Consider the following 26,762-nt stretch of genomic DNA (forward strand, 5'->3'; position numbering starts at 1 on the left):
CAGTAGAACGACAGGCAACTGTCACTGCTCTTTAACAATTAACAGCCGATAAGTGTGGGCGCTTGGAATGAGCGAGTCGAACCCTTCGGGGATCGCCACAAGTTTGTATCAAGTGCTCACAAACGAAAGATGAAGAATTACCTTGTGTAACTCTGAATTTTTCTTTGAGACACAATCGGTCTCGTCGCAAGACGGGACAACCACAGAGATTAAACTGAAGAGTTTGATCCTGGCTCAGATTGAACGCTAGCGGGATGCTTTACACATGCAAGTCGAACGGCAGCACGAGAGAGCTTGCTCTCTTGGTGGCGAGTGGCGGACGGGTGAGTAATATATCGGAACGTGCCCAGTAGCGGGGGATAACTACTCGAAAGAGTGGCTAATACCGCATACGCCCTACGGGGGAAAGGGGGGGATTCTTCGGAACCTCTCACTATTGGAGCGGCCGATATCGGATTAGCTAGTTGGTGGGGTAAAGGCTCACCAAGGCAACGATCCGTAGCTGGTTTGAGAGGACGACCAGCCACACTGGGACTGAGACACGGCCCAGACTCCTACGGGAGGCAGCAGTGGGGAATTTTGGACAATGGGGGAAACCCTGATCCAGCCATCCCGCGTGTATGATGAAGGCCTTCGGGTTGTAAAGTACTTTTGGCAGAGAAGAAAAGGTATCTCCTAATACGAGATACTGCTGACGGTATCTGCAGAATAAGCACCGGCTAACTACGTGCCAGCAGCCGCGGTAATACGTAGGGTGCAAGCGTTAATCGGAATTACTGGGCGTAAAGCGTGTGTAGGCGGTTCGGAAAGAAAGATGTGAAATCCCAGGGCTCAACCTTGGAACTGCATTTTTAACTGCCGAGCTAGAGTATGTCAGAGGGGGGTAGAATTCCACGTGTAGCAGTGAAATGCGTAGATATGTGGAGGAATACCGATGGCGAAGGCAGCCCCCTGGGATAATACTGACGCTCAGACACGAAAGCGTGGGGAGCAAACAGGATTAGATACCCTGGTAGTCCACGCCCTAAACGATGTCAACTAGCTGTTGGGGCCGTTAGGCCTTAGTAGCGCAGCTAACGCGTGAAGTTGACCGCCTGGGGAGTACGGTCGCAAGATTAAAACTCAAAGGAATTGACGGGGACCCGCACAAGCGGTGGATGATGTGGATTAATTCGATGCAACGCGAAAAACCTTACCTACCCTTGACATGTCTGGAATGCCGAAGAGATTTGGCAGTGCTCGCAAGAGAACCGGAACACAGGTGCTGCATGGCTGTCGTCAGCTCGTGTCGTGAGATGTTGGGTTAAGTCCCGCAACGAGCGCAACCCTTGTCATTAGTTGCTACGCAAGAGCACTCTAATGAGACTGCCGGTGACAAACCGGAGGAAGGTGGGGATGACGTCAAGTCCTCATGGCCCTTATGGGTAGGGCTTCACACGTCATACAATGGTCGGGACAGAGGGTCGCCAACCCGCGAGGGGGAGCCAATCTCAGAAACCCGATCGTAGTCCGGATCGCAGTCTGCAACTCGACTGCGTGAAGTCGGAATCGCTAGTAATCGCGGATCAGAATGTCGCGGTGAATACGTTCCCGGGTCTTGTACACACCGCCCGTCACACCATGGGAGTGGGTTTCACCAGAAGTAGGTAGCCTAACCGTAAGGAGGGCGCTTACCACGGTGGGATTCATGACTGGGGTGAAGTCGTAACAAGGTAGCCGTATCGGAAGGTGCGGCTGGATCACCTCCTTTTAGAGCGAATGGCTCGCAAAGCGAAAGCGTCCACACTTATTGGCTGTTAGTTAATGTCATGACCATTGAAGGTATCGCCCACTGGTGATAGATGGGTCAGTAGCTCAGTCGGTTAGAGCACCGTCTTGATAAGGCGGGGGTCGTTGGTTCGATTCCAACTTGACCCACCAACGATTACCTCGGGGGATTAGCTCAGCTGGGAGAGCACCTGCTTTGCAAGCAGGGGGTCGTCGGTTCGATCCCGTCATCCTCCACCACCGCTTTTGTGGTTGGTAGATACAGCAAGGTTCATGACAGAGTATAGGGCACAGGACAACAACGGTTGGCCTGGCGTTAGATTCAACGAAGAGTGTTCTTTTACAAGAATACTGCTCGTTGGGTTATACAACCCACGAATTGCTCTTTAACAATTAGGAAGAAGCACAACGAAGGTGTGTTGTCTAATAAACGCAAAGCGATTAGTCGCCTTGTGATGACAATACACGGGTTGTGATTGCAACAGAACAAATTATGTTCAACGAAAGTTCTCAAAAATATAGACGTTGTTCAGTCTTCGGATTGGATAACAGCTAAGGATTGATGAACGGCAACAACGTATACTCATATTCCTATAACAGCACCAAGCGTTATAGGATCAAGCGAATAAGTGCATATGATGGATGCCTTGGCGATCACAGGCGATGAAGGACGCGGTAGCCTGCGAAAAGCTACGGGGAGCTGGCAAACAAGCTTTGATCCGTAGATGTCCGAATGGGGAAACCCACCGTAGTAATACGGTATCCCATGCTGAATACATAGGCATGTGGAGGCGAACCGAGTGAACTGAACCATCTCAGTAACTCGAGGAAAAGAAATCAACCGAGATTCCGGAAGTAGTGGCGAGCGAAACCGGACCAGCCTGGATGTTTTAGCGTAGTGAATAGTCGAATGGAATGGAAAGTCCAGCCGTAGCAGGTGATAGCCCTGTAGGCGAAATTCAGTACGTGGAACTAAGCATCGAACAAGTAGGGCGGGACACGTGAAATCCTGTCTGAATATGGGGGGACCATCCTCCAAGGCTAAATACTCGTGATCGACCGATAGTGAACCAGTACCGTGAGGGAAAGGCGAAAAGAACCCCGGAAGGGGAGTGAAATAGATCCTGAAATCGTATGCATACAAACAGTAGGAGCACCCTCGTGGTGTGACTGCGTACCTTTTGTATAATGGGTCAGCGACTTACATTCAGTGGCAAGCTTAACCGAATAGGGGAGGCGTAGCGAAAGCGAGTCCGAATAGGGCGATTCAGTCGCTGGGTGTAGACCCGAAACCAGGCGATCTATCCATGGCCAGGTTGAAGGCACGGTAACACGTGCTGGAGGACCGAACCCACTAATGTTGAAAAATTAGGGGATGAGCTGTGGATCGGAGTGAAAGGCTAAACAAGCCTGGAGATAGCTGGTTCTCTCCGAAAACTATTTAGGTAGTGCCTCGTATATTACTGCCGGGGGTAGAGCACTGTTATGGCTAGGGGGTCACAGCGACTTACCAAACCATGGCAAACTCCGAATACCGGCAAGTACAGTACGGGAGACAGAGCACCGGGTGCTAACGTCCGGACTCAAGAGGGAAACAACCCAGACCGCCAGCTAAGGTCCCTAACTATGGCTAAGTGGGAAACGAAGTGGGAAGGCATAGACAGTCAGGAGGTTGGCTTAGAAGCAGCCATCCTTTAAAGAAAGCGTAATAGCTCACTGATCGAGTCGTCCTGCGCGGAAGATGTAACGGGGCTAAGCCATAGACCGAAGCTGCGGATGTGTACTTTTAGTACACATGGTAGGAGAGCGTTCCGTAAGCCTGTGAAGGTGTTCCGTGAGGAATGCTGGAGGTATCGGAAGTGAGAATGCTGACATGAGTAGCGATAAAGGGGGTGAAAAGCCCCCTCGCCGTAAGTCCAAGGTTTCCTGCGCAACGTTCATCGGCGCAGGGTGAGTCGGCCCCTAAGGCGAGGCAGAGATGCGTAGCTGATGGGAAGCGGGTTAATATTCCCGCACCGTCGTAGAGTGCGATGGGGGGACGGATTGCAGAATGTTATCGGGGTGTTGGATGTCCCCGTTGGCGCATCATAGAAGGCACTTAGGCAAATCCGGGTGCGTAATTCAAGGGTGTGACTGAATAGAGCTTCGGCTCTAAACTAACTGGAAGCAGTTCCAAGAAAAGCCTCTAAGCTTCAGCTCTACGAGACCGTACCGCAAACCGACACAGGTGGACGGGATGAATATTCCAAGGCGCTTGAGAGAACTCAGGAGAAGGAACTCGGCAAATTAATACCGTAACTTCGGGAGAAGGTATGCCTCATTAGTGTGATGTGCCTGCGCACAAAGCATGAAGAGGCCGCAGTGAATCGGTGGCTGCGACTGTTTACTAAAAACACAGCACTCTGCAAACACGAAAGTGGACGTATAGGGTGTGACGCCTGCCCGGTGCCGGAAGGTTAAGTGATGGGGTGCAAGCTCTTGATCGAAGCCCCGGTAAACGGCGGCCGTAACTATAACGGTCCTAAGGTAGCGAAATTCCTTGTCGGGTAAGTTCCGACCTGCACGAATGGCGTAACGATGGCCACACTGTCTCCTCCTGAGACTCAGCGAAGTTGACATGGTTGTGATGATGCAATCTCCCCGCGGCTAGACGGAAAGACCCCATGAACCTTTACTGTAGCTTTGCATTGGATTGTGAACCGGCCTGTGTAGGATAGGTGGGAGACGTTGAAGCGTGGTCGCCAGATCGCGTGGAGTCATCCTTGAAATACCACCCTGGTCTGTTTGCGGTTCTAACCTAGGTCCCTTATCGGGATCGGGGACCGTGCATGGTGGGCAGTTTGACTGGGGCGGTCTCCTCCTAAAGTGTAACGGAGGAGTTCGAAGGTACGCTAGAGACGGTCGGAAATCGTCTTGATAGTGCAATGGCATAAGCGTGCTTGACTGTGAGACTGACAAGTCGAACAGGTACGAAAGTAGGACATAGTGATCCGGTGGTTCTGTATGGAAGGGCCATCGCTCAACGGATAAAAGGTACTCTGGGGATAACAGGCTGATACCGCCCAAGAGTTCATATCGACGGCGGTGTTTGGCACCTCGATGTCGGCTCATCTCATCCTGGGGCTGTAGCCGGTCCCAAGGGTATGGCTGTTCGCCATTTAAAGAGGTACGTGAGCTGGGTTTAAAACGTCGTGAGACAGTTTGGTCCCTATCTGCCGTGGGCGTTGGATATTTGACGGAGCCTGCTCCTAGTACGAGAGGACCGGAGTGGACGTACCACTGGTGTATCGGTTGTCATGCCAATGGCATTGCCGAGTAGCTACGTACGGAAGAGATAACCGCTGAAGGCATCTAAGCGGGAAACTCGTCTGAAGATTAGATATCCCGGAGGCTTGACCTCCCTGTAGGGTCGTCCGAGACCAGGACGTTGATAGGCTGGGTGTGGAAGTGCAGTAATGCATGTAGCTAACCAGTACTAATTGCCCGTGTGGCTTGATCCTATAACCCTTGAGGTTGTAGTGAGTTAAGTTGTTGACCACAGAACGTAATATTGAAGTGCAGCGCAACCCGCGCTCGACACCTTCGTAACCGCTGCTAGCTGATCCGTACTGATCGCTGGCAGTGTGCTTCTTCCAATTGGCTGGGACGTCCCTGTAAAGACGGCCTGGCAACCAGTTACGCTTGACGACCATAGCAAGGTGGTCCCACACCTTCCCATCCCGAACAGGATTGTGAAACGCCTTTGCGCCGATGATAGTGGACGGACGTCTGTGAAAGTAGGTCATCGTCAAGCTCTTATTGCTCAAAACCCCCGCAAGTATCCCTTGCGGGGGTTTTGTTTTTTATGCGCGCCACACGTACACCCTGCTGCTCAGCCGTGTTCTGGCGGCAGTAAAGACCGGATCCCTGCGATCATCGGTCGGACGTCCCTTCCTTCCTCCTGGCCCGTTCTAGGCACCCTTACCGTTCTTTCCTTTGTACGGCTGCTGCACCCTGTTTAGACGAACATGGTGGTCACTTTACGCCTGGCGTTTGTTGCTGGGGTGCGGTTGTGACTGTCTCTTCAGCTTATCTCGATCAGCTATCTTCTTTAATCGCCCTTTTTGTCTCTTCCCAATGTTTTTTTAGGGCAGCTTTGGCTTGTGAGAAAAGGTTCTTACTGAGCTGTTTATTTTGCAGCTTTTTATAGTCGCCTGATCTAGACTTGGGTTCTATCCACACTTTGAATGTTTCAGGATCGATGGCGAGGAGGCCTCTATCCCATAGTGTATGCAGGTCAGCCCTTAGCAGGATTCCATTGCCAATTTGATTCGTGGATTTCCCGTTGTAAGGCGTAATATGCGCAGCTTGCAAAACATCAACTATTACGCAACCGGAGATTGGACACATCTGTTGATAATGTTTAATCAGTTTTTGCCTGAATTGTGGTTGGCCTTGGCGCTTTGTGACCTGGCGCTCTATCAGCTCTCTTCCTTCTTGCTCTGAACTGGGGTTGTACGAATTATTGTTTTCATCACTATGAAGTGTTTTGCTGCTAGCTTTTCTCTGTTTTTCACTCGGAAAGGTGTGTGTCAGTTCCAGAAATTGAGACAATTCCTCTAATGGGTCTAAAGGTGTGATGTTGAAATGAACTACCTGTATTGAGGGCTGACCCTCTGCATCTTTTAGCATTTCGACTTCAAACCGTTTGGGAACACGGTAAGGTGCTCGAAGCTCGAATTGCAGTCTTATATGCTGTTGTCGTCCATAGATTTTGAGCTGATAGATGAGTGGGTCGTCGGAGGTAGAGGCAAAGCGGTACTCTACGGTTCTGGCTCGATTTATATAACCGTGATATCCACCTACGTAGCGAGAGTAGAGAAACTCAAGGATGCGATCTAGGTTTTTTGTGGACTCTCTATGGTTGGCTCTCCATTTCTTGGCCTCAGGTTTTGTATTCGGATCCGGATCGCGCCCATGTGTCAAAGGAGCTGATTTAGGTGAGTGTTTTTTAGGTTGATTCTTGATCATACGGTTCAAATAGAAGTGAGGAAGCTTGCTCTTCTAAAGATGGTAATAGCTAATTTCAACGAGAGTTCCATAGAAAAGCAGTGGTTTCTTACCCTGCAATAAAAGTATGTAATTCTGGGGGCTTTGATGCCAAAGTTCTGAGTGAAATCCTACTCAGTTTCCTCTTTGCGCCGTAGAATACGGATAAATACTTTAGAGCTAAAGGAGTTGCCCGTGAGTGCAGAGACAACAGTAGATGCGATTGTGGTTGGGGCAGGGCACAATGGTCTGGCGGCGGCTGTGGAGTTAGCCAGCCGTGGTTGGAAGGTTCAAGTTGTGGAAGCCAAACGTTCGGCTGGCGGTGCGGTCAGCACTCAAGAGCTGACCTTGCCGGGCTTCAAGCATGACGTATGTGCCATGAACCTGTCCTCTTTTGCCGGCTCTGCGTTTTTCCAGCGTCATAAGGATGCTTTGGGCCGCCATGGTCTGGCTTTCGTCCCCGCAGAGCATTGCTTTGCCAGTGTGTTCCGGGATCAAAGCTATTTGGGTGTCAGCACGAATCTGGAAACGACCTTGGCGCGCATTCGTGCGGTTTCTGAAAAAGACGCTCAGGCCTGGCAAGCCATGCTGGAGGACTTTCAGCGTAAAGCTCCTCATTTGTTTGCGGTGCTGGGTAGCCCTATGCCTTCCATGGGCCTGTTCAAAAGCGCGTGGAAGAGCTGGCGTGAGCTGGGCAAGGATGGCGTGGCCGAGCTGATGCAATTGCTGCTGGCGACGCCTCGTGACTTTCTGGACCGCCATTTCGAGAGCGACTCATTGAAAGCCATGATGGCGGCCTGGGGGCTGCATGTGGATTTCACACCAGACACTGCCGGTGGTGCCTTGTTCCCTTACCTTGAATCCATGGCTAATCAAGCTTTCGGTATGGTGATCGGGCAGGGCGGTGCCGATACGATTATTCGTGCCATGACGGGTTTGTTGCACGAGTTGGGCGGGGAGCTGCTATTGAATGCCCCCGTGCAAACGATTGAGCAGGAAAACGGTCGAGCCAGTGGTGTCGTTCTGGCCGATGGCCGCCACCTGAAAGCGCGCAAGGCCGTGATTGCGAATCTGAATCCTCAACTCGTCTTTGGTCGTCTGGTGCAGTCCGCTGCGGTTCCCAAAGATTATCAGAAGAAAGTCGATGCCTTCCGCCCCGGTTTGGGCACCATGATGATTCATTTGGCGCTGGATGGCTTGCCTGACTGGAAAGCCGGTGCCGAGCTGCAGCGTTTCTCCTACGTGCATCTGGCACCCGATATGGCCATGATGAGCCGTGTCTACGCCGAAGCCGCCGCAGGCTTGTTGCCTGCCGAGCCTGTGCTGGTGGTTGGGCAGGGTACGGCCCTGGATCCTTCCCGCGCCCCAGCGGGGAAACATACCTTGTGGATTCAAGTGCGTGTGCTACCTGCTCAGGTCAAAGGCGATGCTGCTGCTCAGATTGCGGCCGGCGACTGGTCACAGCTGAAAGAGGCGTATGCAGAGCGGGTTCTGGATTTGCTCGAAAGCTATGCGCCCGGTTTGCGTAGCAAGATTCTGGGCCGCCACATCATGTCGCCCCAGGATCTGGAGCAGTTCAATGCGAACTTGATTGGTGGTGATAACCTCTCGGGCAGCCACCACCTAGATCAGAACTTTTTCTTTCGCCCAGTGGCCGGCTACTCCAAATACAAGACGCCGATCAAGGATCTGTACTTATGCGGTGCCTCGACCTGGCCGGGTGCAGGGACAGGGGCTGGATCAGGCTATATGCTGGCCGATCTGCTGGCGAAGTAAGCCCACAGAACCTAAAGGCCATTCAGACGCTGCCGAGCATGCTCCAGGCGTAACTGTTTGGCCTCCATCTCCTGAAGCTGTCGCCGAATCCCATCAATATGTTCTTTGGCTGCGCGTCGGGCCAAGTCCGCTTGACCTTGCGTGACGGCATTACATAAACGGGCATGCTGTCTGTCCAGCCTGCGTTTGGAATCATGATCGGGGTACAGGTGCTGCACGGACACGCGTACCGTGGACAACATCAAGTCGTTGAACAGGCTGATCATGTGTACCAGCACCGGATTATGCGAGGCCTCACAGATAGCGGCATGAAAAGCGTGGTCGGCACGAGCAACCTGTTCAGGAGCCGCATCCTGCATTTGCAGATCTTCCAGTTCCTGAAAGCGCCGTCTTATCATGATGTGATCCGCTTCTGTCCCTCTGGAGGCAGCTAACTGGGCGGCCTCGCTTTCCAATAACTCACGCACTTCCAGCAAGTCATACAGTGTGCGCCCTTGCGCTTGCAGCAGATGCTCCAGCGGTTTGCTGACAGTGGAGTCAATCAGGTTGGCAACGAAGGACCCTTTGCCATGTCGGGTTTCAATCAAGCCGCGCACGCGCAGGATTTGTAGTCCTTCCCGCAGGGCAGAGCGGGACACTGCTAGCCGTTGCGTCAGTTGCCGCTCGGACGGCAAAACTTGTCCCGGTTTCAGGACGCCATCCATAATAAATGTTTCGATGCGTTGGGCGACCAGCTCGGCGGTGACTTCTAAACGCTTGGGTTCCTGCATGTTCATTCGTGGTCAGACCAGTTGTATGCGTGTGAAAATGATAACAAGCTGATTATCTATCTGTCTGATTTTTAAGTATAAAGATAAACCCTAATACTCTCTAAGGGTAAAAACTGGTCGGACCAGTAGTCTGGCGGCTGGACAAGCCTGCCAGCATCAAAGACCATCCGTTTCAGGAGACTTTAAAAGACAGGAGGCGTCATGAGCTTGCGCTACGACGAAAAACTGGACGGAGTGCTGCCCCGCGTGGACAAAATGCAGCTGCTTAGCCGTTTGCGTGATGATATTCCCGACCTGGATGTGCTGCACACGGATGAGCAGTTGCACCCTTATGAGTGTGATGGGCTCAGTGTGTATCGCGCCAAACCCTTGCTGGTGGTGTTGCCTCGTAATGTGGAGCAGGTACAGGCCGTAATGCGTTTGGCCCATGAAGTCGGCGTGCCGGTGGTGGCCCGTGGTGCGGGTACCGGTTTGTCGGGCGGTGCCATGCCTTTGGAGCAGGGCATTTTGCTGGTGATGGCACGCTTGAACCAGATTCTGGATTTGGATCCCGTAGCCGGGATTGCCCGTGTTCAGCCAGGCGTGCGTAATATTGCGATCTCTCAGGCGGCCCAACCCTTTGGTTTGTATTACGCGCCGGATCCGTCTTCGCAGATTGCCTGTTCGATTGGTGGCAACGTAGCGGAAAATGCGGGTGGTGTGCATTGCCTGAAATATGGCCTGACCGTACATAATATTTTGCGCCTGGAAGTCATTACCGTCACAGGCGAACGCTTGATTCTAGGCTCCGAAGCCCTGGATTCGCCCGGTTTTGATCTGATGGCCTTGTTCACCGGTTCCGAAGGCATGTTGGGCGTCGTCACGGAAATTACGGTCAAGTTGCTGGCGCGTCCGCCCTGTACGGTGGTGCTGCTGGCCAGTTTTGACGAAGTGGAAAAGGCGGCCGATGCCGTGGCGCAGATTATTGCCCAGGGGATTGTGCCGGCAGGGCTGGAGATGATGGATCAAATGTCCATCCGTGCAGCCGAGGACTTTATTCACGCAGGCTATCCCGTTGATGCACAAGCGATTTTGCTTTGCGAGATTGATGGCGCTTTGGAAGATGTGCAGGACGATGTGGCCCGTGTCGAGCAGGTGTTGTTCAAGGCGGGTGCGCAAGAGGTGCGAGTGGCTCGGGACGAACAGGAGCGGCAGCGTTTCTGGGCTGGTCGTAAAAATGCTTTCCCCGCCGTAGGCCGGATCTCACCCGACTATTACTGTATGGATGGCACCATTCCGCGTCGTCAGTTGGCCTATGTCCTGAAGAAAACCGCCGAGCTTTCCGAAGAGTACGGCCTGCGTGTCGCCAACGTATTTCATGCTGGTGATGGCAATATGCACCCCCTGATTTTGTTCGATGCCAATGAGCCCGGCGAACTGGAACGCGCGGAAGCCTTGGGTGGCAAGATTCTGGAATTGTGTGTGGAAGTCGGCGGCACAATTACTGGCGAGCACGGCGTAGGTCGAGAAAAAATCAATCAGATGTGTGTGCAGTTCAACGAAGACGAGCTGCAGTTTTTCCATGCGATCAAAGCTGCTTTTGATCCCAAAACCATGCTGAATCCCGGCAAGAACATTCCTACCCTGCATCGCTGTGCCGAAATGGGTGGCATGCATATTCATCACGGGCAACTGCCTTTCCCAGAGTTGGAGCGATTCTGATGAGTACCGTAGAACACAAGAATCAGGATCGCAGCGCTGAATTGCTGGAGAAGGTTCAGCAAGCCCTGGCCACGAAAACCCCGTTGCGTCTGCAAGGCGGCAACACTAAAGCCTTTTTGGGCAAAGCTGTGCAGGGGCAAGCGTTGAGTCTGGCAGGCCATGAAGGTGTGGTCGATTACGACCCGGCGGAGCTGGTGGTCACGGTGCGCGCCGGGACGTCCTTGCAAGCATTGGAAAAAGTCCTGAACGAGCAAGGCCAATGCCTACCTTTTGAGCCGCCTCTGTTTGATGGCCGAGCCACGGTTGGCGGAGCCACCGCCTGTGGTTTGTCGGGACCGCGCCGTCCCTGGGTGGGTTCACTACGGGACTATGTGCTGGGCTGTCGTTTGATCAGTGGCATGGGCACACATATGCGTTTTGGTGGTCAGGTCATGAAGAACGTTGCCGGGTATGACGTGTCGCGACTGATGGTCGGTGCGCAGGGTTCCCTGGGTGTGATTACGGAAGTGTCCTTCAAGGTCCTGCCGCGTCCACGTAGTCGCGCCAGTCTGGTGCTGGATGTCGCTCAGCAAGACATGGCGGGTTTATTGCGTGGCTGGCGTGATCAAAGTCGCCCCATTACGGGTGCAGCATGGCAGGACGGACGTTTGCATTTGCGTCTGGAAGGGGGAGACAGTTCGGTGCAGTTGGCCCAGGAGCAAATCGGCGGGGAGGCCTTGGACTTGTCCTATTGGGATGATTTGTGCGAACAGCGCCTGGAGTTTTTCAGGCAGCCCGGCACCTTGTGGCGAATTGCTTTGCCAGTGGATGCACCCGTACAAACATGGCCCGGCCAGATTCTGGTGGACTGGGGTGGGACACAACTGTGGCTAAAATCCGATGCCCCTGCCGAGCAGATTCATGAGCAGGCTCAAACCATGAAAGGGCATGCCCGTTGCTGGTCTGGATCAGGCGCCGGGCAGGATATCTTGCCCGAGTCCTTGTTGATATGGCATCAGCGCTTGAAACAACAACTGGACCCTGTTGGGATTTTTAACCCTGGTCGTCTCTTTCCTTCGCTGGAGTCCACATGCAAACACAATTGACATCATGGGCTCAACAACTGCCGCAAGCCGAGCAAGCCCAGGCCATTTTGCGCTCCTGTGTGCATTGCGGGTTCTGTAATGCCACCTGCCCGACTTATCTGGATCAAGGCAATGAGTTGGACGGTCCCCGTGGCCGTATTTACCTGATCAAGATGTTCCTGGAAGGCAAGGCGACCTCGGAGCTGACTCAGCACCACCTGGATCGCTGCCTGAGTTGCCGTAACTGTGAAACCACCTGTCCTTCGGGGGTGAAGTATCACAACTTGCTCGATATTGGCCGGGCTGCGTTGGAGCCCAAAGTCAAGCGTCCTTTGAAGGATCGCGCCATGCGAGTCGCCTTGACGCAGATTCTGCCAGAACCCGGTCGCGTCGGTGCCTTGTTGGGGGTCGCGCGAACCATGCGTCCCTTGCTGCCATCTTCTTTACAGGAAAAAATCCCGCCCAAGCAGAATGCGGATTTGACGCGCCCTGCACAGCGACATAGCAAACGCGTCCTGATGCTGGAAGGCTGTGTGCAACCTGCCATGGCACCGTCTATCAACGCCGCGACGGCCAGAGTGCTGGACCGCTTGGGCATCAGCGTCACGCCTATCGCTCAGGCAGCTTGCTGTGGCGCATCGTCCTTTCACTTGGGCGCGCAAGAGCAGGGCTTGGAGCAGGCCCGTCGAAATATCGATGCCTGGTGGCCGCAGATCGAACAGGGGGCGGTGGCGATCGTGCAGACCGCCAGTGGCTGCGGGGCCTTTGTGAAAGAGTATGTGGATCTGTTCAGGAATGATCCTGCCTACGCCGAGCGCGCGCGCCGCGTCAGTGAGCTGGCCAAAGATCTGGTCGAAGTGCTGGAGGAGCAGCCTTTGGAGGAATGCCTGAATACACAAACCCGCCCACGTCTGGCTTTTCATTGCCCTTGTACTTTGCAGCATGCGCAAAAACTGGGAGGGAGGGTTGAGGCGGTGCTGACTCGTCTGGGTTTTGATCTGGGTGCGGTGCCTGATAGCCATTTATGCTGCGGCTCAGCCGGTACGTATTCACTGACTCAACCTGAAATTGCCGGGCGGCTGCGGGACCGCAAGATGGATGCGCTGGAGAGCAGCAAACCTGATCTGATTGTCACGGCCAATATGGCTTGCGGGAATCATTTGAATGGAGCGGGTCGCACGCCGGTCAAGCATTGGATTGAGCTGGTGGATCAATACCTGAGGTAGGCGCAGGACTGTGGATTGCTTGAGCTGTCGGGTATCTTTCTGCTGCGCGTTGATGGGCTCAGAAAGGCCCGGTTCAAAGCAGTCGCACCGTCTGCGTGTGAATGTCGGGGCAGGCAGGGGCAAAGTAGGGGGTTTTGCCATCCTGCCTGCCGTTCAATAAAGCCCCTTGATGATGTGCTTGCCGCTGTTGGGCCGGCAGTCTGTGTTGCGGGAAGGGGCGGTGCGGGCTTAAGCGGTCAGTTGTTTTTCGAGCTGGTCCAGTGTTTCATAGCAGGCCAGCACTGAGGCCACGCTGGAGTTGGGCTCGCGATTTTCCAGAATGGCCGCGATAAACTCCCGGTCTTGCAGTTCAATACCATCCATGGAGACATCCACCTGCGAGACGTCGATCACCTCGTCCTTGCCGGTGGTCAGATCGTCGTAGCGGGCCAGATAGGTTCCCTTGTCGCAGATGTAGCGAAAGAAGGTGCCAAAAGGCCCATCATTGTTGAACGATAGGGATAGCGTGCACAGTGCCCCGCTTTCTGTCAGCAACTGGATGGACATGTCCATGGCAATGCCAAGCTCAGGATGAATAGGGCCTTGGATGGCATTGGCCTTGATGACTTTGGAGCCAGTCTGGTATTGAAAAAGATCGACGGTGTGCGCGGCATGATGCCAGAGCAGATGGTCTGTCCAGGAACGCGGCTTGCCCAAAGCATTGGTGTTGCTGCGGCGGAAAAAATAGGTCTGTACATCCATTTGCTGAATGTTCAATTCACCCGCCTGTATCTTTTGATGAATCCACTGATGGCTGGGGTTGAAGCGGCGCGTGTGGCCAACCATGGCCACTAGGCCTTTTTCCTGTTGTACTTGCAGCACTTCCTGGGCGCCGGCCAGGGTGTCCGCCAAGGGAATTTCAACCTGTACGTGTTTGCCCGCTTTCAGGCAGGCCAGTGTTTGTTCGGCGTGCATTTGAGTCGGGGTACACAAGATGACGGCATCGACTTCCTTGCTGGCCAGCGCCTCGTTCAGATCGCCCGAGGCGTGGGGGACGCCGTACTTTTGCGCCACTTCCTGGGCCTTGGCCTGGGTGCTGGACACGATATAGGTGACCTGGGCTTCGGGGATACGGGCCAGGCCGTCCAGATGCTTGATGCCGAAGGCGCCTGCGCCTACCAGTGCAATATTGACTTTCTTCATTTCTATTTCCTTTCGTTCAGAGTGTGGGGCCAGGCCCGCTCACGCTGTCTCTTTGTTTTCCAGGATCAGGTGTCCGACCGCGGTATTGGAGGCGGGCACATGGTAGAAGCGGTGGCGCACATCGACGTGTGGATTCATGGCGCCACGCGCGACCAGCCACATCACCAGCTCAATGCCTTCCGAGCCTGCCTCACGCACATAGTCGATATGGGGCACGCGAGCCAGGGCATCGGGGTCGGCAATCAGGCGATCCAGAAATTCGTTGTCCCATTGCGCGTTGATCAGTCCGGCGCGCGGGCCTTGCAACTGGTGGCTCATGCCGCCTGTGCCCCAGATCTGGACATTCAGATCTTCGTCATACGAGGCGACTGCGCGACCGATTGCCCGGCCCAAATCCAGACAACGCTGGCCGGAGGGGGCCGGATACTGAACCACATTGACGTGCAAGGGGATCACGGGGCAGGGCCATTGTTCGACCTGACCGAACATCAGCGACAGCGGAACGGTCAGGCCATGGTCCACTTCCATTTTGTTGCACAGCGTCAGGTCGAAATCGTCCTGAATGACCGAGTGGGCAATGTGGGCCGCCAGTTCGGGATGCCCTTGTACCGTGGGAACCGGGCGTTTGCCCCAGCCCTCGTCACTGGGTTCAAAAGAGGCGCCGGTGCCCAGGGCAAACGTGGGGATCAGGTCCAGGCTGAAGTTGTTGGCGTGGTCGTTGTAGACCAGGATGATGACATCCGGCTTGTTTTCCTGCTCCCATTGCTTGGAGAATTCGTAGCCGTCGAACACTTTTTTCCAGTAGGGCTCGGTGTGCTTGCCCAGGTCCAGCGCGGCACCGATAGCGGGAACGTGCGAGGTATAAACAGAGTGTTTGATCTTTGCCATGATAGGTTCCGGTTATTTTTCTTGTTCGTGTAAGTAGCGGTTGCCTTCGGGGGAGCGGCCACCCTTGAGCATCATTTCCCGATAGTCCTGTTCGCTCATCCCGGTCATGCTGCCCGCCATTTGTTGGAAGGACAGGCCATCGGTAGCGCCGATCTTGGCCAGAAAGTAGATGTTGCCGCCCAGTTGCATGCAGCGATTCAGGTCACGGCTAAGTACAGCCTGTTTTTGCTCTGCACTCATGGGCCATTCATCCAGATAGGCGGACTCGTCCGCTTTAAAGCGGGCCCGGTTTTCTGCTTTCATCAGTGACATGCAAAACTGGTTCAGGTGGTAGCCCTTACGCGATTGTTCCGAGTCAAAAATAATCGTGCCCGGTATATCCTGGTACGGTTTGTCCAGTGCCATCGTTATCTCCTCAAATTCATGTCAACTCTTCTGGCCAATACAGGCGCATCGGGTTGTCCACTAGTAGTAATTGTTGCTCTGCGGGACTGGGCGCAATTTGCGCCACGTAGTCAACCAGCAAACCGTCATCGGGCATATGGTCTTTCAGGTTGGGGTGGGGCCAGTCAGTGCCGAACAAAACGCGGTCGGGGAACTGCTGCATCAATCGGCGGGCAAATGGCACGACATCCTGATACGCATGCTGCTCGCCATGTAGGGCGGCAGGCCCGCTTTTGCTCAGACGTTCGGGACACGAGAGCTTGGACCAAATGTTCGGGTGTTCGGCCATCAAGCGTACGAACAGGTCGAACTCGGCACTCTCAGCCCCTTTGCTGACATCCGGACGGCCCATGTGGTCAACGACCACTGTGGTCGGTAGACCGGTGAAAAAATCCCATAGTTCTGGCAAATCCTGTGCCTCGAAGTACACCACCACATGCCAGCCCAAAGGCGCTATTTTATGGGCAACGCTCAGCAGTTCTTCTTTCGGCGTGAAATCGACCAGACGTTTGACAAAATTGAAACGCACACCGCGCACGCCAGCCTGGTGCATGGCGTCCAACTGCTGTTGCGTGACATCCGAGCCCAGGGTGACAACGCCACGGGCCTTGCCGTGTGAGGCCTGCAAGGCATCGAGCAGGGCGCGGTTGTCCTTGCCGTGACAGGTGGCTTGCACAATGACGTTGCGGGCAAAGCCCAGGTGGTCGCGCAAGGCAAACAACTGCTGTTTGCTGGCATCGCAGGGAGTGTATTTGCGCTCGGGGGCGAAGGGGAATTGCTCAGCGGGACCAAACACATGGCAGTGGGCATCAACCGCGCCAGCCGGCAACTGGAGCCGGGGTTTGGAGGGGGCGGCGTACCAGTCTAGCCAGCCGGGAGTCTTCTCGAAATGGCTCATTATCCTTCCTTCAGTCGATATAGCGGAGCCCGGCCTTCTCCAGGGGCTCGCGCATTTTGTACATATCCAGGCCCAGGACACCGCTGGCCAGCTTGGCGCGTTTTTCCCCCTCGAAGCTTTCTCGTTTTTGGGCAGCGGCCAGCGTGACGGCGGCCTGGGCGGCGGGTACGCACACCACGCCATCATCATCAGCCACGATGACATCGCCGGGCGTGACCCACATGCCGGCACACACGACTGGAATATTGACCGAACCCAAGGTGGCCTTGATGGTGCCCTTGGAGGAGATGGCTTTGCTCCAGACGGGAAAGTTCATTGCCTGCAAGGTGTTGATATCGCGCACTCCGGCGTCAATGATCAAGGCGCGCGCTCCACGGGCCTGGAAACTGGTGGCTAGCAGGTCGCCAAAATAGCCGTCGCTACACTCCGAGGTCACCGCAGCGACCACGATATCGCCGGGCTGTATCTGCTCGGCGACGACGTGCATCATCCAGTTGTCGCCCGGTTGCAGCAGCACCGTGACGGCGGTCCCCGAGACTTGCTGGCCGGGGTAAATCGGGCGCATATAAGGTTTGAGCAGACCGACACGGCCCATAGCTTCGTGGACAGTGGCCGAGCCCAGGGCTGCCAGTGCATCGGCGGCCTGGCGGTCGGCACGTTGAATGTTGCGGTACACGACACCCAGTTCGTACATGGTTGTTTCCTTGGTGAATGGTTGCAGGTGGCTTACAAGCCTTTTTTCTTCAGGGCAGCGTCCAGGCGCGGGAACACGCGGCGGGCGTTGCCTTCGTAGATCTGGTGGCGTTCTTGTTCGTTCAGCTTGAGCGTGGCTTCGATATAGCGTTTGGTGTCGTCGTAGTAGTGGCCGGTCGTGGGGTCAATGCCGCGCACCGCGCCAATCATTTCGCTGGCGAACAGGATGTTCTTGACAGGGATAACCTCGGTCAGCAGGTCGATGCCCGGCTGGTGGTACACGCAGGTGTCAAAGAAGATGTTGTTGAGCAGGTGCTCGTCCAGCAGGGGCTTTTTCAGCTCCTGTGCCAGACCACGGAAACGGCCCCAGTGATAGGGCACAGCGCCGCCACCATGAGGGATAAGGAACTTGAGCGTGGGAAAGTCCTTGAACAGATCGCTGGTCAGGCATTGCATGAAGGCCGTGGTGTCTGCGTTCAGATAATGGGCGCCGGTGGTGTGAAAGCAGGCATTGCAACTGGTCGAGACGTGGATCATGGCAGGGATGTCGTACTCCACCATTTTTTCGTAAATGGGGTACCAGGAGCGGTCGGACAGCGGCGGGGCCGTCCAGTGACCACCGGACGGGTCAGGGTTCAGGTTGATGCCGACGTTGCCATACTCTTCTACACACTTGACCAGTTCGGGAATGCAGGTTTTGGGGTCCACGCCCGGCGATTGCGGGAGCATGGCAGCCGGGATGAAATGGTCTGGAAACAGTTCGCTGACGCGATAGCACAGTTCGTTGCAAATGGCGGCCCAGGTGCTGGAGGTCTCGAAGTTGCCGATATGGTGGGCCATGAAACTGGCGCGGGGACTGAAGATGGTCAGGTCCGAGCCGCGTTGTTTCATCAGCTTGAGCTGGTTGTTCTCGATGGTCTCGCGGATCTCGTCATCGCTGATCTTCAGATCACTGGCGCGGGGCGTTTGACTGGGGTCTTTCAGGCCGGCGATCTGCAAGTCGCGCCAGGCCCCCAGTGCGGCGGGGGCCGTGGTGTAGTGCCCGTGTACGTCGATGATCATGGAAGGGTCTCCTGCGTCTTGATGCTTAAGGGGTTAATGAGAGGGGGTAACCGTGCCGCCTTGCGGCTGCGCACGGCTGTATTGCTTGATGAGGAGGGCGGCCATGGCGATGACGCCTGGGATGGCCACAACGGTAAAGATCTGGCTGAAATCCAGGTCGCGCGCCGTCAGCTCGGCCACCAGGAAAGAACCGGCAATGCCGCCAAAACGGCCGATGCCCAGCATCCAGGCCACGCCCGTGGCGCGTCCCCGAGTGGGGTAGTAGGCGGCTGCCAGCGCAGGCATGGAGGACTGTGCGGTATTCATGAGCGTGCCGGCCAGAAAGACGACCACGACCAGGCCGCCCAGATGTCCGGCCATCTGGCCTATCCACCAGATGGATACAGCGGTCAATGCGTAGCCCAGAGCGATGATGCGGTTGGCGTTGAAGCGATCCATCAACCAGCCAGAGAGCACCGCACCTACACCACCCAAGGGGAATAGGGCGGCGACCAGGGTGCTGGTCTGGGAGCTAAGCCCGGCTTCTTTGAACAGCACGGGCATCCAGTTCATCAAGGCGTAGAAAATGACCAGCCCCATGAAGTAGGCCAGCCAGAGCATGAGTGATCCCAAGCGGTACTGACGCGATAACACGATAGCGATGCCACTGTTGGCGGCAGGCTGGGGGCTGGTCTCGCTCAGGGTAAAGCGTTGGACGCCGTCCACGGCCTTGCCGGCAATGGGGGCCAGTGCTCGGCGGATGCGGTCGGCGGAGTCATTTCGGGCGACCATGTGGCGCACGGACTCGGGCAGCTTCGGGATCAGCACGATCAGTAGCAGCAGGGGGGCAATGCCACCCAGTATCAATACACTGCGCCAGCCAAACTGGGGGATCATCCAGGAGGCCAGAAAGCCGCCCAGGGCGGCACCCAGAGGAAAGCCGCAGAACATGGCATTGGTCAGGGTGGCACGGCGGGCATCGGGGCAGTATTCGCTCATCAAGGTGACGGCGTTGGGCATGGCCGCTCCCAGGCCCAAACCGGTCACAAAGCGTAGAGCGGCCAATGTCCAGATGTCTGGGGAGAAACCGGAGGCCAGGCAGGCGAGGGCAAAAACCGCTACCGAGCTGACCAGCACCGTCTTTCTGCCCAGTCGATCAGCCAGTGGCCCGGACAGCAAGGCTCCCGTTGCCAGTCCGAACAGAGCAGCGCTGAGTACGGGGGCCAGAGCAGGCTTGCTGACACCCCATTCGGCGATTAAAGAGGGGGCGATATAGCCGATGGCAGCCGTATCAAAACCATCGAGCAGCACAATCAGAAAGCACAAACTGAAGATGAGCCATTGAAAGCCAGAAAAGGGGGACTCGTTGAGCAAGGTTTGTACATCAAGGCTGGGTTGGTCTGTGTTGTTGGCTAGGGATGTCATGGTTTGTCTCGTCCAATATCATTGTTTTTCGGTGGGCACCGTATGCGCAGGCGCAGCCCACCCCCTGCCACCCCAGTGGCGCAAGCCCTGCGGTGTTTTTTTTTTGTTTGAAATGCGTTTAGTTCGAGTGCGGGACCAGAACGTCGCCGCGCATCAGTGCTCTTGCGGTACGCAGCAATGCTGCCTTGGTCACAATCTCGGGGTTTTCGGGGTCGCTATCGAGCGTGACGCTGAATTCGCCAGTGGGATGTTCGACCGATAGCGTGACTGGACCTTGAGCTTGCTCGAAGCGGGCGATCCCCTCGCAAACCGTGCCGGGCAGTTTGATGGCCGTACCCACTGTCACGGCAGCCAGCACGCCAATGGCCTCATGACATACATGGGGGATGAAACTACGGGTGGTCACAGCGCCGCCGTGTTCAGGCGGGGCGATCAGTGTCATCTTCGGGTAATTCTTGGTCGAGACATCGCCCAGTCCCATGCGTTCGGATATCTGCAGGCGCAACGCTTCTACGCGTTGCTTCAGTTGCGTATTGGCGTTGAGCTCAGCCACGCTTTCCAGACCGCTTACGCCCACATCGGTCGCCTTGAAAATCACTAGCGGCATACCGTTGTCAATGCAGGTGACATCCAGGGTGAACGGGGGCAAGCCGTCCGCATGAACGGTGATGGTGTCTTTTGGGTTGCCCGTGGGCAGCAGGCCCGAGCAAACCGAGCCTGCCGTATCCAGAAAATTGATGGCAATCGGGGCGCTGGTGCCCGGTACACCGTTAATCGCGGCATCGCCGTCGTAGCTGATGACGCCTTCGGGGGTTTGCACCTGAATTTCGCTGACCATGCCGGTATTGAGCGTCAGGACTTTGACCGTGGTGGTGGGGCCTTGCGCCTGGATCAGGCCTTTTTCCAAGGCAAAGGGGACGACCGCCGCCAGCATATTGCCGCAATTGGGCTTGGTGTCCACCAGATCGGAGTCGGGCTGCAGTTGGGCAAACAAAAAGCTCAAATCAGCTTGGCCGGTGCTGCAGATGTCCACGATCCCCACTTTGCTGGTCAAGGCGTGGGCGCCACCGATGCCATCGATCTGACGACGGTCGGGTGAGCCCATCAGCCTGAGCAAGAGTCGATCTCGTTCCTGGATATCGTCGGGCAGATCTTTGGCGTAGAAGAATGGACCTTTGGATGTACCCCCCCGCATCAGGATACAAGGAATGCTATATTGGCTGGCCATAGGTGGTGCTCCATAGGTCACTGAAAAAACAGGCAAACTGCGAGGCACATTGACTGTGTTCCCATTCGCTCTTGCTATGCGTACCTATTTTAGTAAGCCCGATAAAAGATAAAAGAACGAAACCCGACTAGTAGATATGTCAAAAAAACATAGCGAAGACAAGCGCCCTATGGAATACGTGATCGATCTCAAGCAATTGAGCTACTTCACGCATGTGGCCGAACTGGGCAGCTATACCCGAGCTGCAGAATTTACCAATGTGGCTCAGCCAGTCTTGAGCCGGCAGATTCGCAAGTTGGAAATTGATTTGCGGCAGAATTTGCTGATTCGTCACGGGCGCGGTGTCATGTTGACCGACGCCGGCAAGATCTTGCTCAAGCACAGCCGCTTGATTTTGCGCCAGTTGGAGCAGGCGCAGGAGGATCTGAGTCTGTCTGAGGGCAAGCTGACGGGGCACATGTATTTAGGTTTGCCGCCTACGGTGGCGCGCACCATTTCTTTGGATGTCGTGCAGGCGTTCAAGGAACAATTACCCGATGCACACCTGACGATTATCGAGTCCCTGACGGTGAATCTGGAGGAGCAAATTCATCTGGATCGGGTCAATATGGGATTGCTGTATAACCCTTCTTCCTCGCCAACACTGGAGACGCAGCTTCTGGCTGAGGAACAGTTGCACCTGATCTGCGGTGTGGACAGCCCTTATGCGCAGGGACGCAGCCGCATCGCGCTTAAAGATCTGGCCGATATTCCGCTGATCATGCCCAGCCTGTCCAACAGTTTTCGGATGTTGGTGGAAAAAGAGATGCAAAAGCTCAATCTGAAGCCGCAGATTGAGTTTGAGATCAACAGTGTGGGGGTGATCATTCAATTGTTGGCCAAAGGCATGGGGGCTGCCATTTTGTCCCGCTCGGTGTTGGAGTTCATCCCGCAAAGTGGCTTACTGACGGCTATTCCAATCGAGCAGCCGGCCTTGGTCAATCGTTTGTACCTGGCCTATTCCTCCAAACGTTTGCCCACCAAACTCCAGGTTAAAGTGCGGCAGATCCTGATTGATATTTGCCAGCGACATTTCCCTGGTCGGGATGATTAAGCGCCTTGCTTTTGGGTCATGTTATGCCCATCCATGGCATGCAGGCGTCGAAAAATGAATGCCGAGCTCAGGGTAATGAGCCCGACAATGACAAATGTGAACTGGAAGGCTGTGGTGGCCGTCTGTACGGATGAGGCGCCAAACAGGGCTTGTCCGTAGCGCAGGAGCATGGCACCGATGGCGGTTCCCAAACCCATGGCCAGTTGCTGGTTTACCGCCATCAGGCTATTGCCGCTGCTTTTTTGATAGGGACGCAATCTGGCCATGGTCAGGGTGTTGACGGCGCTGAACTGAATCGAGTTGGCGGCTCCCAAAAGCAGTAAGTGCAGACTGATCCACACGGTACTGGTCTGCGCGTCAATAAAAGCCAGCGCCGTAATCAGCAGGCCGATCAGGATGGTATTGCTGAGCAAAATGGACCGATAGCCAAATCGGTTCAGCAATGGGTGCAAAAAGGGTTTGGCTGCCATGGCGGAAATGGCCATGGGCAACAGCAAGAAAGCGGATTGCACGGGGCTGTAGGCAAAGCTGATCTGAAACAGCATGGGCAGCAAAAAGGGCAATGCTGCCATGCCGATCCGGCTAAGCAGATTGCTGCTCAAACCAATCCGATAGGTACGTACAGACAGCAGATGGCCTGGATACAAGGCGTTTTGTTTGTGCGTGCTATGGCGCTTGTAGCCTAGCAAAAGAAAAAAACCGGCCAGTATTAACATCCCTGACAAAGCGGGGCTGGCGATGTGGCCCGCCAATTCAAAGCCCAGCGTCAGCAGGCAGGCGCTGCCAATGAACAGCAGCAAGCCGTGCAGATCCAGTTTTCCCGGCTTTTCGGTGTAGTTAGGCATCCACTTGCCGGCAAAATACAGGGACAGCAGGGCAAAGGGCAGATTGATCAGGAAAATCCAGTGCCAACTGGCATATTGCACCAGATAGCCGCCTACCAGCGGCCCCAGTATGGGCCCCAGCAGAGCGGGCATGACGGCATAGTTCAGTACACGCAATAACTCGGCATTGCGAAATGATTTCATCAATACCAGTCGCGCCACTGGGGTCAGCAAGGCTCCGCCCATGCCCTGAATCACACGGGAGACCAGCAGCATGGACAATTGCGAGGACAGGGCACACAACAGCGATCCCAGGCCAAACAGAAACATGGCGGCCATGAAGATTCGTCGGGTGCCAAAACGGTCGCTCAGGTGTGCGCTGATGGGGATGCATACTGCCACAGTTAGGACGTAGCTGACGATGACCGACTGCATGTGCAGGGCTGAGGTGTTCAGGTCGCGGGCCATGCTGGGCAGCGCCGTGTTGAGTACGGTGACGTCCAGCATTTGCATGAAGATTGCCAACGCCAACAGCGCGGGCAACATGGTTTTTTGAAAAGGAGCAAGCGGTGCGGGGGCAGGGTGAGGCATGACAACAGGGCGCAGGGTCGGCCCGGGACCGATCCTGCGCCCGGGCCTGCAGGCCAGATTTATAAAGGATACTGGCGGGGGGTCGTCTGGACGGTAATCCAGCGCAGTTCGGTGAACTCATTGATGGCGGATTTGCTGCCAAAGCGGCCATAACCGCTGGCTTTCATGCCGCCAAACGGGGCTTGGGCCTCATCATGGACGGTGGGGCCATTGATGTGGCAAATACCGCTTTGGATCTGTTTGGCAATACTCAGGCCACGGTTCACATTCTGGGTGAATACCGCTGCCGCCAAGCCATATTCGCTATCGTTGGCCAAGCGGATTGCCTCGCTGTCTTCGTGATAGCGGGTCATGGTGACGACCGGGCCAAAGGATTCCGTGGCATAGAGCTGCATGTCGGGGGTGACGTCATTGACGATCAGCGGATGCATCAGGGCGCCCTCGATGTTCAGGGGGAGCGGTAAGGTGGCACCTTTGGCAACGGCGTCCTCTACCAGGGCTTTGATGCGCTGGGCAGACTGGGCACTTTCCAGATAGGCAAAGCGCGTGTCTGCCTGATCGGGTGAGCCAACCGGAATGGTCTTGATCTTGGCGACCAGTTTTTCCAGAAAGGACGAGGCAATCGACTCATGCACAATCAAACGCTCGGTTGACATGCAGATCTGGCCCTGGTTGAAGTAGGCGCCAAAGGCTACGCCGGCAACGGCCTGCTCCAGGTCGGCGTCTTCGCACACAATAACCGGTGCCTTGCCACCCAGTTCCAGCAGGACGGGTTTGAGGTATTTGGCGGCGGTGGCGGCGATGATCTTGCCGACCTTGGTGGAGCCGGTGAAGTTGATGCGTTTGACGGCCGGGTGGGCAATGAGCTGCTCGACGACGGCAGGCGCATCTTCGGGAGCGTGGGTAATGACGTTGATCACGCCGGCTCCGACGCCCGCGTCATTGAGCACTTGTCCCAGCAGAACATGGGTGGCCGGACACTGTTCGGAGGCTTTCAGGATGACGGTGTTGCCGCAGGCCAGGGGCATGGCCATGGCACGGGTGGCCAGAATCACGGGTGCATTCCAGGGAGCGATGCTCACGACCACGCCGCAGGGAACGCGATAGGCCATGGACAGGCTGCCGGGCAGATCCGAGGGGATGATGGAGCCGTCAATCTGCGTGGTCATGGCAGCGGCTTCACGCAAGATGTTGGCCGACAAATGTACGTTGAAACCATACCAGGAGTCGGTCGAACCTGTTTCCTGACGGACCGTGGCGATGAACTCGGCTGCGCGCTCGTCCATGAGGTCCGCCGCTTTGAGCAGGCGCAGGCGGCGCTCGGTGGGGCCCAGGGCTGACCAGTGCACAAAGGCTTGCTCGGCGGCCTGCAGCGCGGCTTGTACATCATCGGGCTGGGCGGCCGCCGCGACGGTCGCGGTTTGGCCGGTAACGGGATTCTGACGCGTAAATGTCTGTTGACCACTGGCCTCACGAAGCTGGCCATTGATCAGTAGTTGACTGGTGTTCATTATGTCTCCTGCAATGCTGCGGATAGATAGGCAAAGTTAAAACGGGTTGTTCAGGTCAATGCCGGATTTGCCCGGTGCCAGGATATTGTTCGGGTCCAGGGCGCGCTTGATCGCGTGTTCGACCTGGCGTTTCACCGTTCCGTATGATTGGGCGACCCGCTCCTGAAAGCGTGTATTGACCCGATACACGGCATACCCTTCTTTCTCGAACTCATCGAGCAGTTCATTAAAGCAGGCATCGGCCCGTGCCGTCTCTTGTGGATTGCTGCGATCGTAAAGCACATCGATGACATGGTGCATGTCTCGCCAGCCCACAATGAACTCACCGACGTAATCGAGCCCGTGCTTGTTCAAAATGGTCTTGGCCAGTGTTTTTTGCTTGTCGCATTCGCTGCCACGGGCCTGGCTGACGGGGGCGAACCACATGGAGCCACCGCCTCCGCGCCAGTTATACAAGCCAAATTCCTGCAAATTGGGCACGCCCGACATCAGTTCGGCGCGGTATTTGAAGGGTTGTGTATCGCCCGCCTCTTCCTGGGTCACCAACGTGCCTTTACCCATTTTCTTGACTGCTTCCTGGACAATTTTCCAGTTCACATCCACTTGCTCTTGTGTACCGTACAGGGCGGCGTAGACGTTCCAGGCTCCCAGGTTCTTGTCTTTCTGGATTTGCTTCAGAACGCTGTCCGGGGTGGCGCCCGGTTCACTCAGGTAGTCGCTGCGCCGCGTATTGCAGGTAGCGGCTTCCCACAGAATATTGGCAATAACCACCGAGTTGGGGATGACCTGGGCAATGCGCAAGGGGCGAATCATCTCCACGATATCGGCAATATCGGCCTCTTGCTCGAACTTGATTTCAAAGGGTTTATAGACGGGAGGTTTGGGCATGAGCCAAAACCCCATTTTGGTGCAGATGCCGTAATTGGCCTGGGTAAACATCCCGTCCAGAGTGGGACCGTATCCCCATTTGAAAACCTGCCAGGCCTTGTCGCCCGGAACACTGCCCATGCCGGTACGCAATACCTGACCGTCGGCCAGCACCAGCTCCATGCCGCATTGCATCATGAAGTGTTCGCCGTACGGGGTATAGCCCACGCCACGATCCATCGTATTGCCCAACGGGCCGGCAATGGCCGAGGGCGCAGAAAAGGACAGCATGAGAGGAATATTGTTGTCCTCCAGATAGTCGTAGAGCTGCTGATACGTCACCCCGGGTTCGACCAAAGCGGTGCACAGATCAGGGTCCACATGGAGGATCTTGTTCATTTTTTTCAGATCCAGCACCACCTGGCCCCGTTGTCCGGGCGCGGCCGAGCCATAACCGAAGTTGCGCCCAGTGGAAATGGTCCAGATAGGGATCTTGTATTCGTTGCAGATCTTGACGATCTGCTGTACCTGCTCCACGGTGGTGGCCGACAGCACCGCCGAGGGCGTATGCGCCTCTTCGGAGACCGACATCATGATTTTGGTGTAGGGCTGAATCTGTGCCGACTCCAGCAGGACATTTTCCTTGCCCAACAAGGTCTGGAACTGGGTCAGCGCCTGTTGAAACTGGGACTGATCTACCCCTTTGGGTAGCACCATTTGTTTGTTGTTTTGCACGACCCCCTCC

18 protein-coding genes, 2 tRNA genes and 3 rRNA genes are annotated in these 26,762 nt (G+C 55.6%); 10 read left to right on the forward strand and 13 right to left on the reverse strand.

Annotated features, from left to right (window positions below; genetic code table 11):
• Window positions 1–211: 211 nt before the first annotated feature.
• The 5 genes from AC6I6N_RS00005 to rrf all read left to right on the forward strand — a co-directional run bounded on the left by AC6I6N_RS00005 (window position 212) and on the right by rrf (window position 5,560).
• Window positions 212–1,750: ribosomal RNA gene (locus AC6I6N_RS00005) — 16S ribosomal RNA — on the forward strand.
• Window positions 1,751–1,843: 93 nt separating this feature from the next.
• Window positions 1,844–1,920: transfer RNA gene (locus tag AC6I6N_RS00010), tRNA-Ile, on the forward strand.
• Window positions 1,921–1,931: 11 nt separating this feature from the next.
• Window positions 1,932–2,007 (forward strand) — tRNA-Ala (locus tag AC6I6N_RS00015).
• Window positions 2,008–2,382: 375 nt separating this feature from the next.
• Window positions 2,383–5,267 (forward strand): 23S ribosomal RNA (locus AC6I6N_RS00020).
• A 180-nt stretch (window positions 5,268–5,447) separates the two neighbouring features.
• Window positions 5,448–5,560, forward strand: a 5S ribosomal RNA gene (gene rrf / locus AC6I6N_RS00025).
• The 16S, 23S and 5S rRNA genes sit together here with 2 tRNA genes alongside, the layout of an rRNA operon.
• Before the next feature lie 284 nt (window positions 5,561–5,844).
• Here rrf and AC6I6N_RS00030 read toward each other — a convergent pair.
• Window positions 5,845–6,777, reverse strand: a complete 933-nt coding sequence (locus AC6I6N_RS00030) for an HNH endonuclease (RefSeq protein WP_395029958.1) — start codon at window positions 6,775–6,777, stop codon at window positions 5,845–5,847.
• A gap of 213 nt (window positions 6,778–6,990) precedes the next feature.
• Here AC6I6N_RS00030 and AC6I6N_RS00035 point away from each other — a divergent pair, with 213 nt between their 5' ends.
• The gene (locus tag AC6I6N_RS00035; RefSeq protein ID WP_497942499.1) at window positions 6,991–8,571 is read left to right on the forward strand and encodes a phytoene desaturase family protein; all 1,581 of its coding nucleotides are present in this window, start codon (window positions 6,991–6,993) and stop codon (window positions 8,569–8,571) included.
• An 11-nt stretch (window positions 8,572–8,582) separates the two neighbouring features.
• Here the strand turns inward: AC6I6N_RS00035 and glcC are convergent, their stop codons facing one another.
• Window positions 8,583–9,347, reverse strand: a complete 765-nt coding sequence (glcC, locus tag AC6I6N_RS00040) for a transcriptional regulator GlcC (RefSeq protein WP_094196052.1) — start codon at window positions 9,345–9,347, stop codon at window positions 8,583–8,585.
• Between the two features lie 195 nt (window positions 9,348–9,542).
• Between glcC and glcD the strand changes: the two genes are divergently transcribed.
• From glcD to glcF, 3 genes are read left to right on the forward strand one after another with little or no spacing between them, the layout of a single operon-like run.
• Window positions 9,543–11,042, forward strand: a complete 1,500-nt coding sequence (gene glcD, locus AC6I6N_RS00045; RefSeq protein ID WP_094196053.1) for a glycolate oxidase subunit GlcD — start codon at window positions 9,543–9,545, stop codon at window positions 11,040–11,042.
• Window positions 11,042–12,127, forward strand: coding sequence for a glycolate oxidase subunit GlcE (gene glcE / locus AC6I6N_RS00050; RefSeq protein ID WP_094196054.1), 1,086 nt, complete (start codon window positions 11,042–11,044; stop codon window positions 12,125–12,127). Before glcD ends, glcE begins: the two co-directional genes overlap by 1 nt.
• Window positions 12,112–13,332 (forward strand): glycolate oxidase subunit GlcF, encoded by a 1,221-nt coding sequence (gene glcF, locus AC6I6N_RS00055; protein ID WP_094196055.1) that lies wholly within the window; start codon window positions 12,112–12,114, stop codon window positions 13,330–13,332. The genes glcE and glcF overlap by 16 nt, the downstream gene beginning before the upstream one ends.
• Window positions 13,333–13,560: 228 nt before the next feature.
• Here glcF and AC6I6N_RS00060 read toward each other — a convergent pair whose 3' ends face one another.
• From AC6I6N_RS00060 to AC6I6N_RS00095, 8 genes are all read right to left on the reverse strand, one after another.
• Window positions 13,561–14,514, reverse strand: a complete 954-nt coding sequence (locus AC6I6N_RS00060; RefSeq protein ID WP_094196056.1) for a Gfo/Idh/MocA family oxidoreductase — start codon at window positions 14,512–14,514, stop codon at window positions 13,561–13,563.
• Between the two features lie 39 nt (window positions 14,515–14,553).
• A complete protein-coding gene (locus AC6I6N_RS00065) occupies window positions 14,554–15,402 on the reverse strand; it encodes a class III extradiol dioxygenase subunit beta (protein ID WP_094196057.1) in 849 nt (282 codons plus the stop codon).
• A gap of 12 nt (window positions 15,403–15,414) precedes the next feature.
• Complete coding sequence (gene ligA / locus AC6I6N_RS00070) at window positions 15,415–15,807, reverse strand: protocatechuate 4,5-dioxygenase subunit alpha (RefSeq protein ID WP_094196058.1); 393 nt, start codon at window positions 15,805–15,807, stop codon at window positions 15,415–15,417.
• Between the two features lie 16 nt (window positions 15,808–15,823).
• Window positions 15,824–16,744, reverse strand: a complete 921-nt coding sequence (locus AC6I6N_RS00075; RefSeq protein ID WP_094196059.1) for an amidohydrolase family protein — start codon at window positions 16,742–16,744, stop codon at window positions 15,824–15,826.
• Window positions 16,745–16,754: 10 nt separating this feature from the next.
• On the reverse strand, window positions 16,755–17,438 hold the full coding sequence (gene ligK, locus AC6I6N_RS00080) for a 4-carboxy-4-hydroxy-2-oxoadipate aldolase/oxaloacetate decarboxylase (protein WP_094196060.1): 684 nt from the start codon (window positions 17,436–17,438) through the stop codon (window positions 16,755–16,757).
• Between the two features lie 32 nt (window positions 17,439–17,470).
• Complete coding sequence (locus AC6I6N_RS00085; protein ID WP_094196061.1) at window positions 17,471–18,499, reverse strand: amidohydrolase family protein; 1,029 nt, start codon at window positions 18,497–18,499, stop codon at window positions 17,471–17,473.
• 33 nt (window positions 18,500–18,532) lie between these two features.
• Entirely contained in the window at window positions 18,533–19,903 is a 1,371-nt protein-coding gene (locus tag AC6I6N_RS00090; protein ID WP_094196062.1) for an MFS transporter, read from the reverse strand.
• 118 nt (window positions 19,904–20,021) lie between these two features.
• Window positions 20,022–21,131 carry a 4-oxalomesaconate tautomerase gene (locus tag AC6I6N_RS00095; protein ID WP_094196063.1) on the reverse strand — a complete coding sequence of 370 codons (1,110 nt, stop codon included), beginning with the start codon at window positions 21,129–21,131 and terminating at the stop codon, window positions 20,022–20,024.
• A gap of 136 nt (window positions 21,132–21,267) precedes the next feature.
• Here AC6I6N_RS00095 and AC6I6N_RS00100 point away from each other — a divergent pair, with 136 nt between their 5' ends.
• Complete coding sequence (locus tag AC6I6N_RS00100; protein WP_022983202.1) at window positions 21,268–22,224, forward strand: LysR family transcriptional regulator; 957 nt, start codon at window positions 21,268–21,270, stop codon at window positions 22,222–22,224.
• On the opposite strand, the gene AC6I6N_RS00105 is transcribed toward AC6I6N_RS00100, so the two are convergent.
• The 3 genes from AC6I6N_RS00105 to AC6I6N_RS00115 are packed head-to-tail and all read right to left on the reverse strand — an operon-like array spanning window position 22,221 to window position 26,752.
• Window positions 22,221–23,639: an MFS transporter gene (locus AC6I6N_RS00105; RefSeq protein WP_234354389.1), complete on the reverse strand. Its 1,419-nt coding sequence runs from the start codon at window positions 23,637–23,639 to the stop codon at window positions 22,221–22,223. The genes AC6I6N_RS00100 and AC6I6N_RS00105 overlap by 4 nt on opposite strands.
• A gap of 59 nt (window positions 23,640–23,698) precedes the next feature.
• Window positions 23,699–25,150 (reverse strand): aldehyde dehydrogenase, encoded by a 1,452-nt coding sequence (locus tag AC6I6N_RS00110; RefSeq protein WP_094196064.1) that lies wholly within the window; start codon window positions 25,148–25,150, stop codon window positions 23,699–23,701.
• A gap of 36 nt (window positions 25,151–25,186) precedes the next feature.
• Window positions 25,187–26,752 (reverse strand): FAD-binding oxidoreductase, encoded by a 1,566-nt coding sequence (locus AC6I6N_RS00115; RefSeq protein WP_234354390.1) that lies wholly within the window; start codon window positions 26,750–26,752, stop codon window positions 25,187–25,189.
• Window positions 26,753–26,762: the final 10 nt, after the last annotated feature.

This window comes from Alcaligenes sp. LTN-3, assembly GCF_059735605.1.

Bases quoted from the DNA above. Each gene is read 5' to 3' on its own strand.
- AC6I6N_RS00030 (WP_395029958.1), bottom strand. From the start codon at position 6,777: ATGATCAAGAATCAACCTAAAAAACACTCACCTAAATCAGCTCCTTTG.
- glcC (WP_094196052.1), bottom strand. From the start codon at position 9,347: ATGAACATGCAGGAACCCAAGCGTTTAGAAGTCACCGCCGAGCTGGTC.
- glcD (WP_094196053.1), top strand. From the start codon at position 9,543: ATGAGCTTGCGCTACGACGAAAAACTGGACGGAGTGCTGCCCCGCGTG.
- glcE (WP_094196054.1), top strand. From the start codon at position 11,042: ATGAGTACCGTAGAACACAAGAATCAGGATCGCAGCGCTGAATTGCTG.
- glcF (WP_094196055.1), top strand. From the start codon at position 12,112: ATGCAAACACAATTGACATCATGGGCTCAACAACTGCCGCAAGCCGAG.
- AC6I6N_RS00060 (WP_094196056.1), bottom strand. From the start codon at position 14,514: ATGAAGAAAGTCAATATTGCACTGGTAGGCGCAGGCGCCTTCGGCATC.
- AC6I6N_RS00065 (WP_094196057.1), bottom strand. From the start codon at position 15,402: ATGGCAAAGATCAAACACTCTGTTTATACCTCGCACGTTCCCGCTATC.
- ligA (WP_094196058.1), bottom strand. From the start codon at position 15,807: ATGGCACTGGACAAACCGTACCAGGATATACCGGGCACGATTATTTTT.
- AC6I6N_RS00075 (WP_094196059.1), bottom strand. From the start codon at position 16,744: ATGAGCCATTTCGAGAAGACTCCCGGCTGGCTAGACTGGTACGCCGCC.
- ligK (WP_094196060.1), bottom strand. From the start codon at position 17,438: ATGTACGAACTGGGTGTCGTGTACCGCAACATTCAACGTGCCGACCGC.
- AC6I6N_RS00085 (WP_094196061.1), bottom strand. From the start codon at position 18,499: ATGATCATCGACGTACACGGGCACTACACCACGGCCCCCGCCGCACTG.
- AC6I6N_RS00090 (WP_094196062.1), bottom strand. From the start codon at position 19,903: ATGACATCCCTAGCCAACAACACAGACCAACCCAGCCTTGATGTACAA.
- AC6I6N_RS00095 (WP_094196063.1), bottom strand. From the start codon at position 21,131: ATGGCCAGCCAATATAGCATTCCTTGTATCCTGATGCGGGGGGGTACA.
- AC6I6N_RS00100 (WP_022983202.1), top strand. From the start codon at position 21,268: ATGTCAAAAAAACATAGCGAAGACAAGCGCCCTATGGAATACGTGATC.
- AC6I6N_RS00105 (WP_234354389.1), bottom strand. From the start codon at position 23,639: ATGCCTCACCCTGCCCCCGCACCGCTTGCTCCTTTTCAAAAAACCATG.
- AC6I6N_RS00110 (WP_094196064.1), bottom strand. From the start codon at position 25,150: ATGAACACCAGTCAACTACTGATCAATGGCCAGCTTCGTGAGGCCAGT.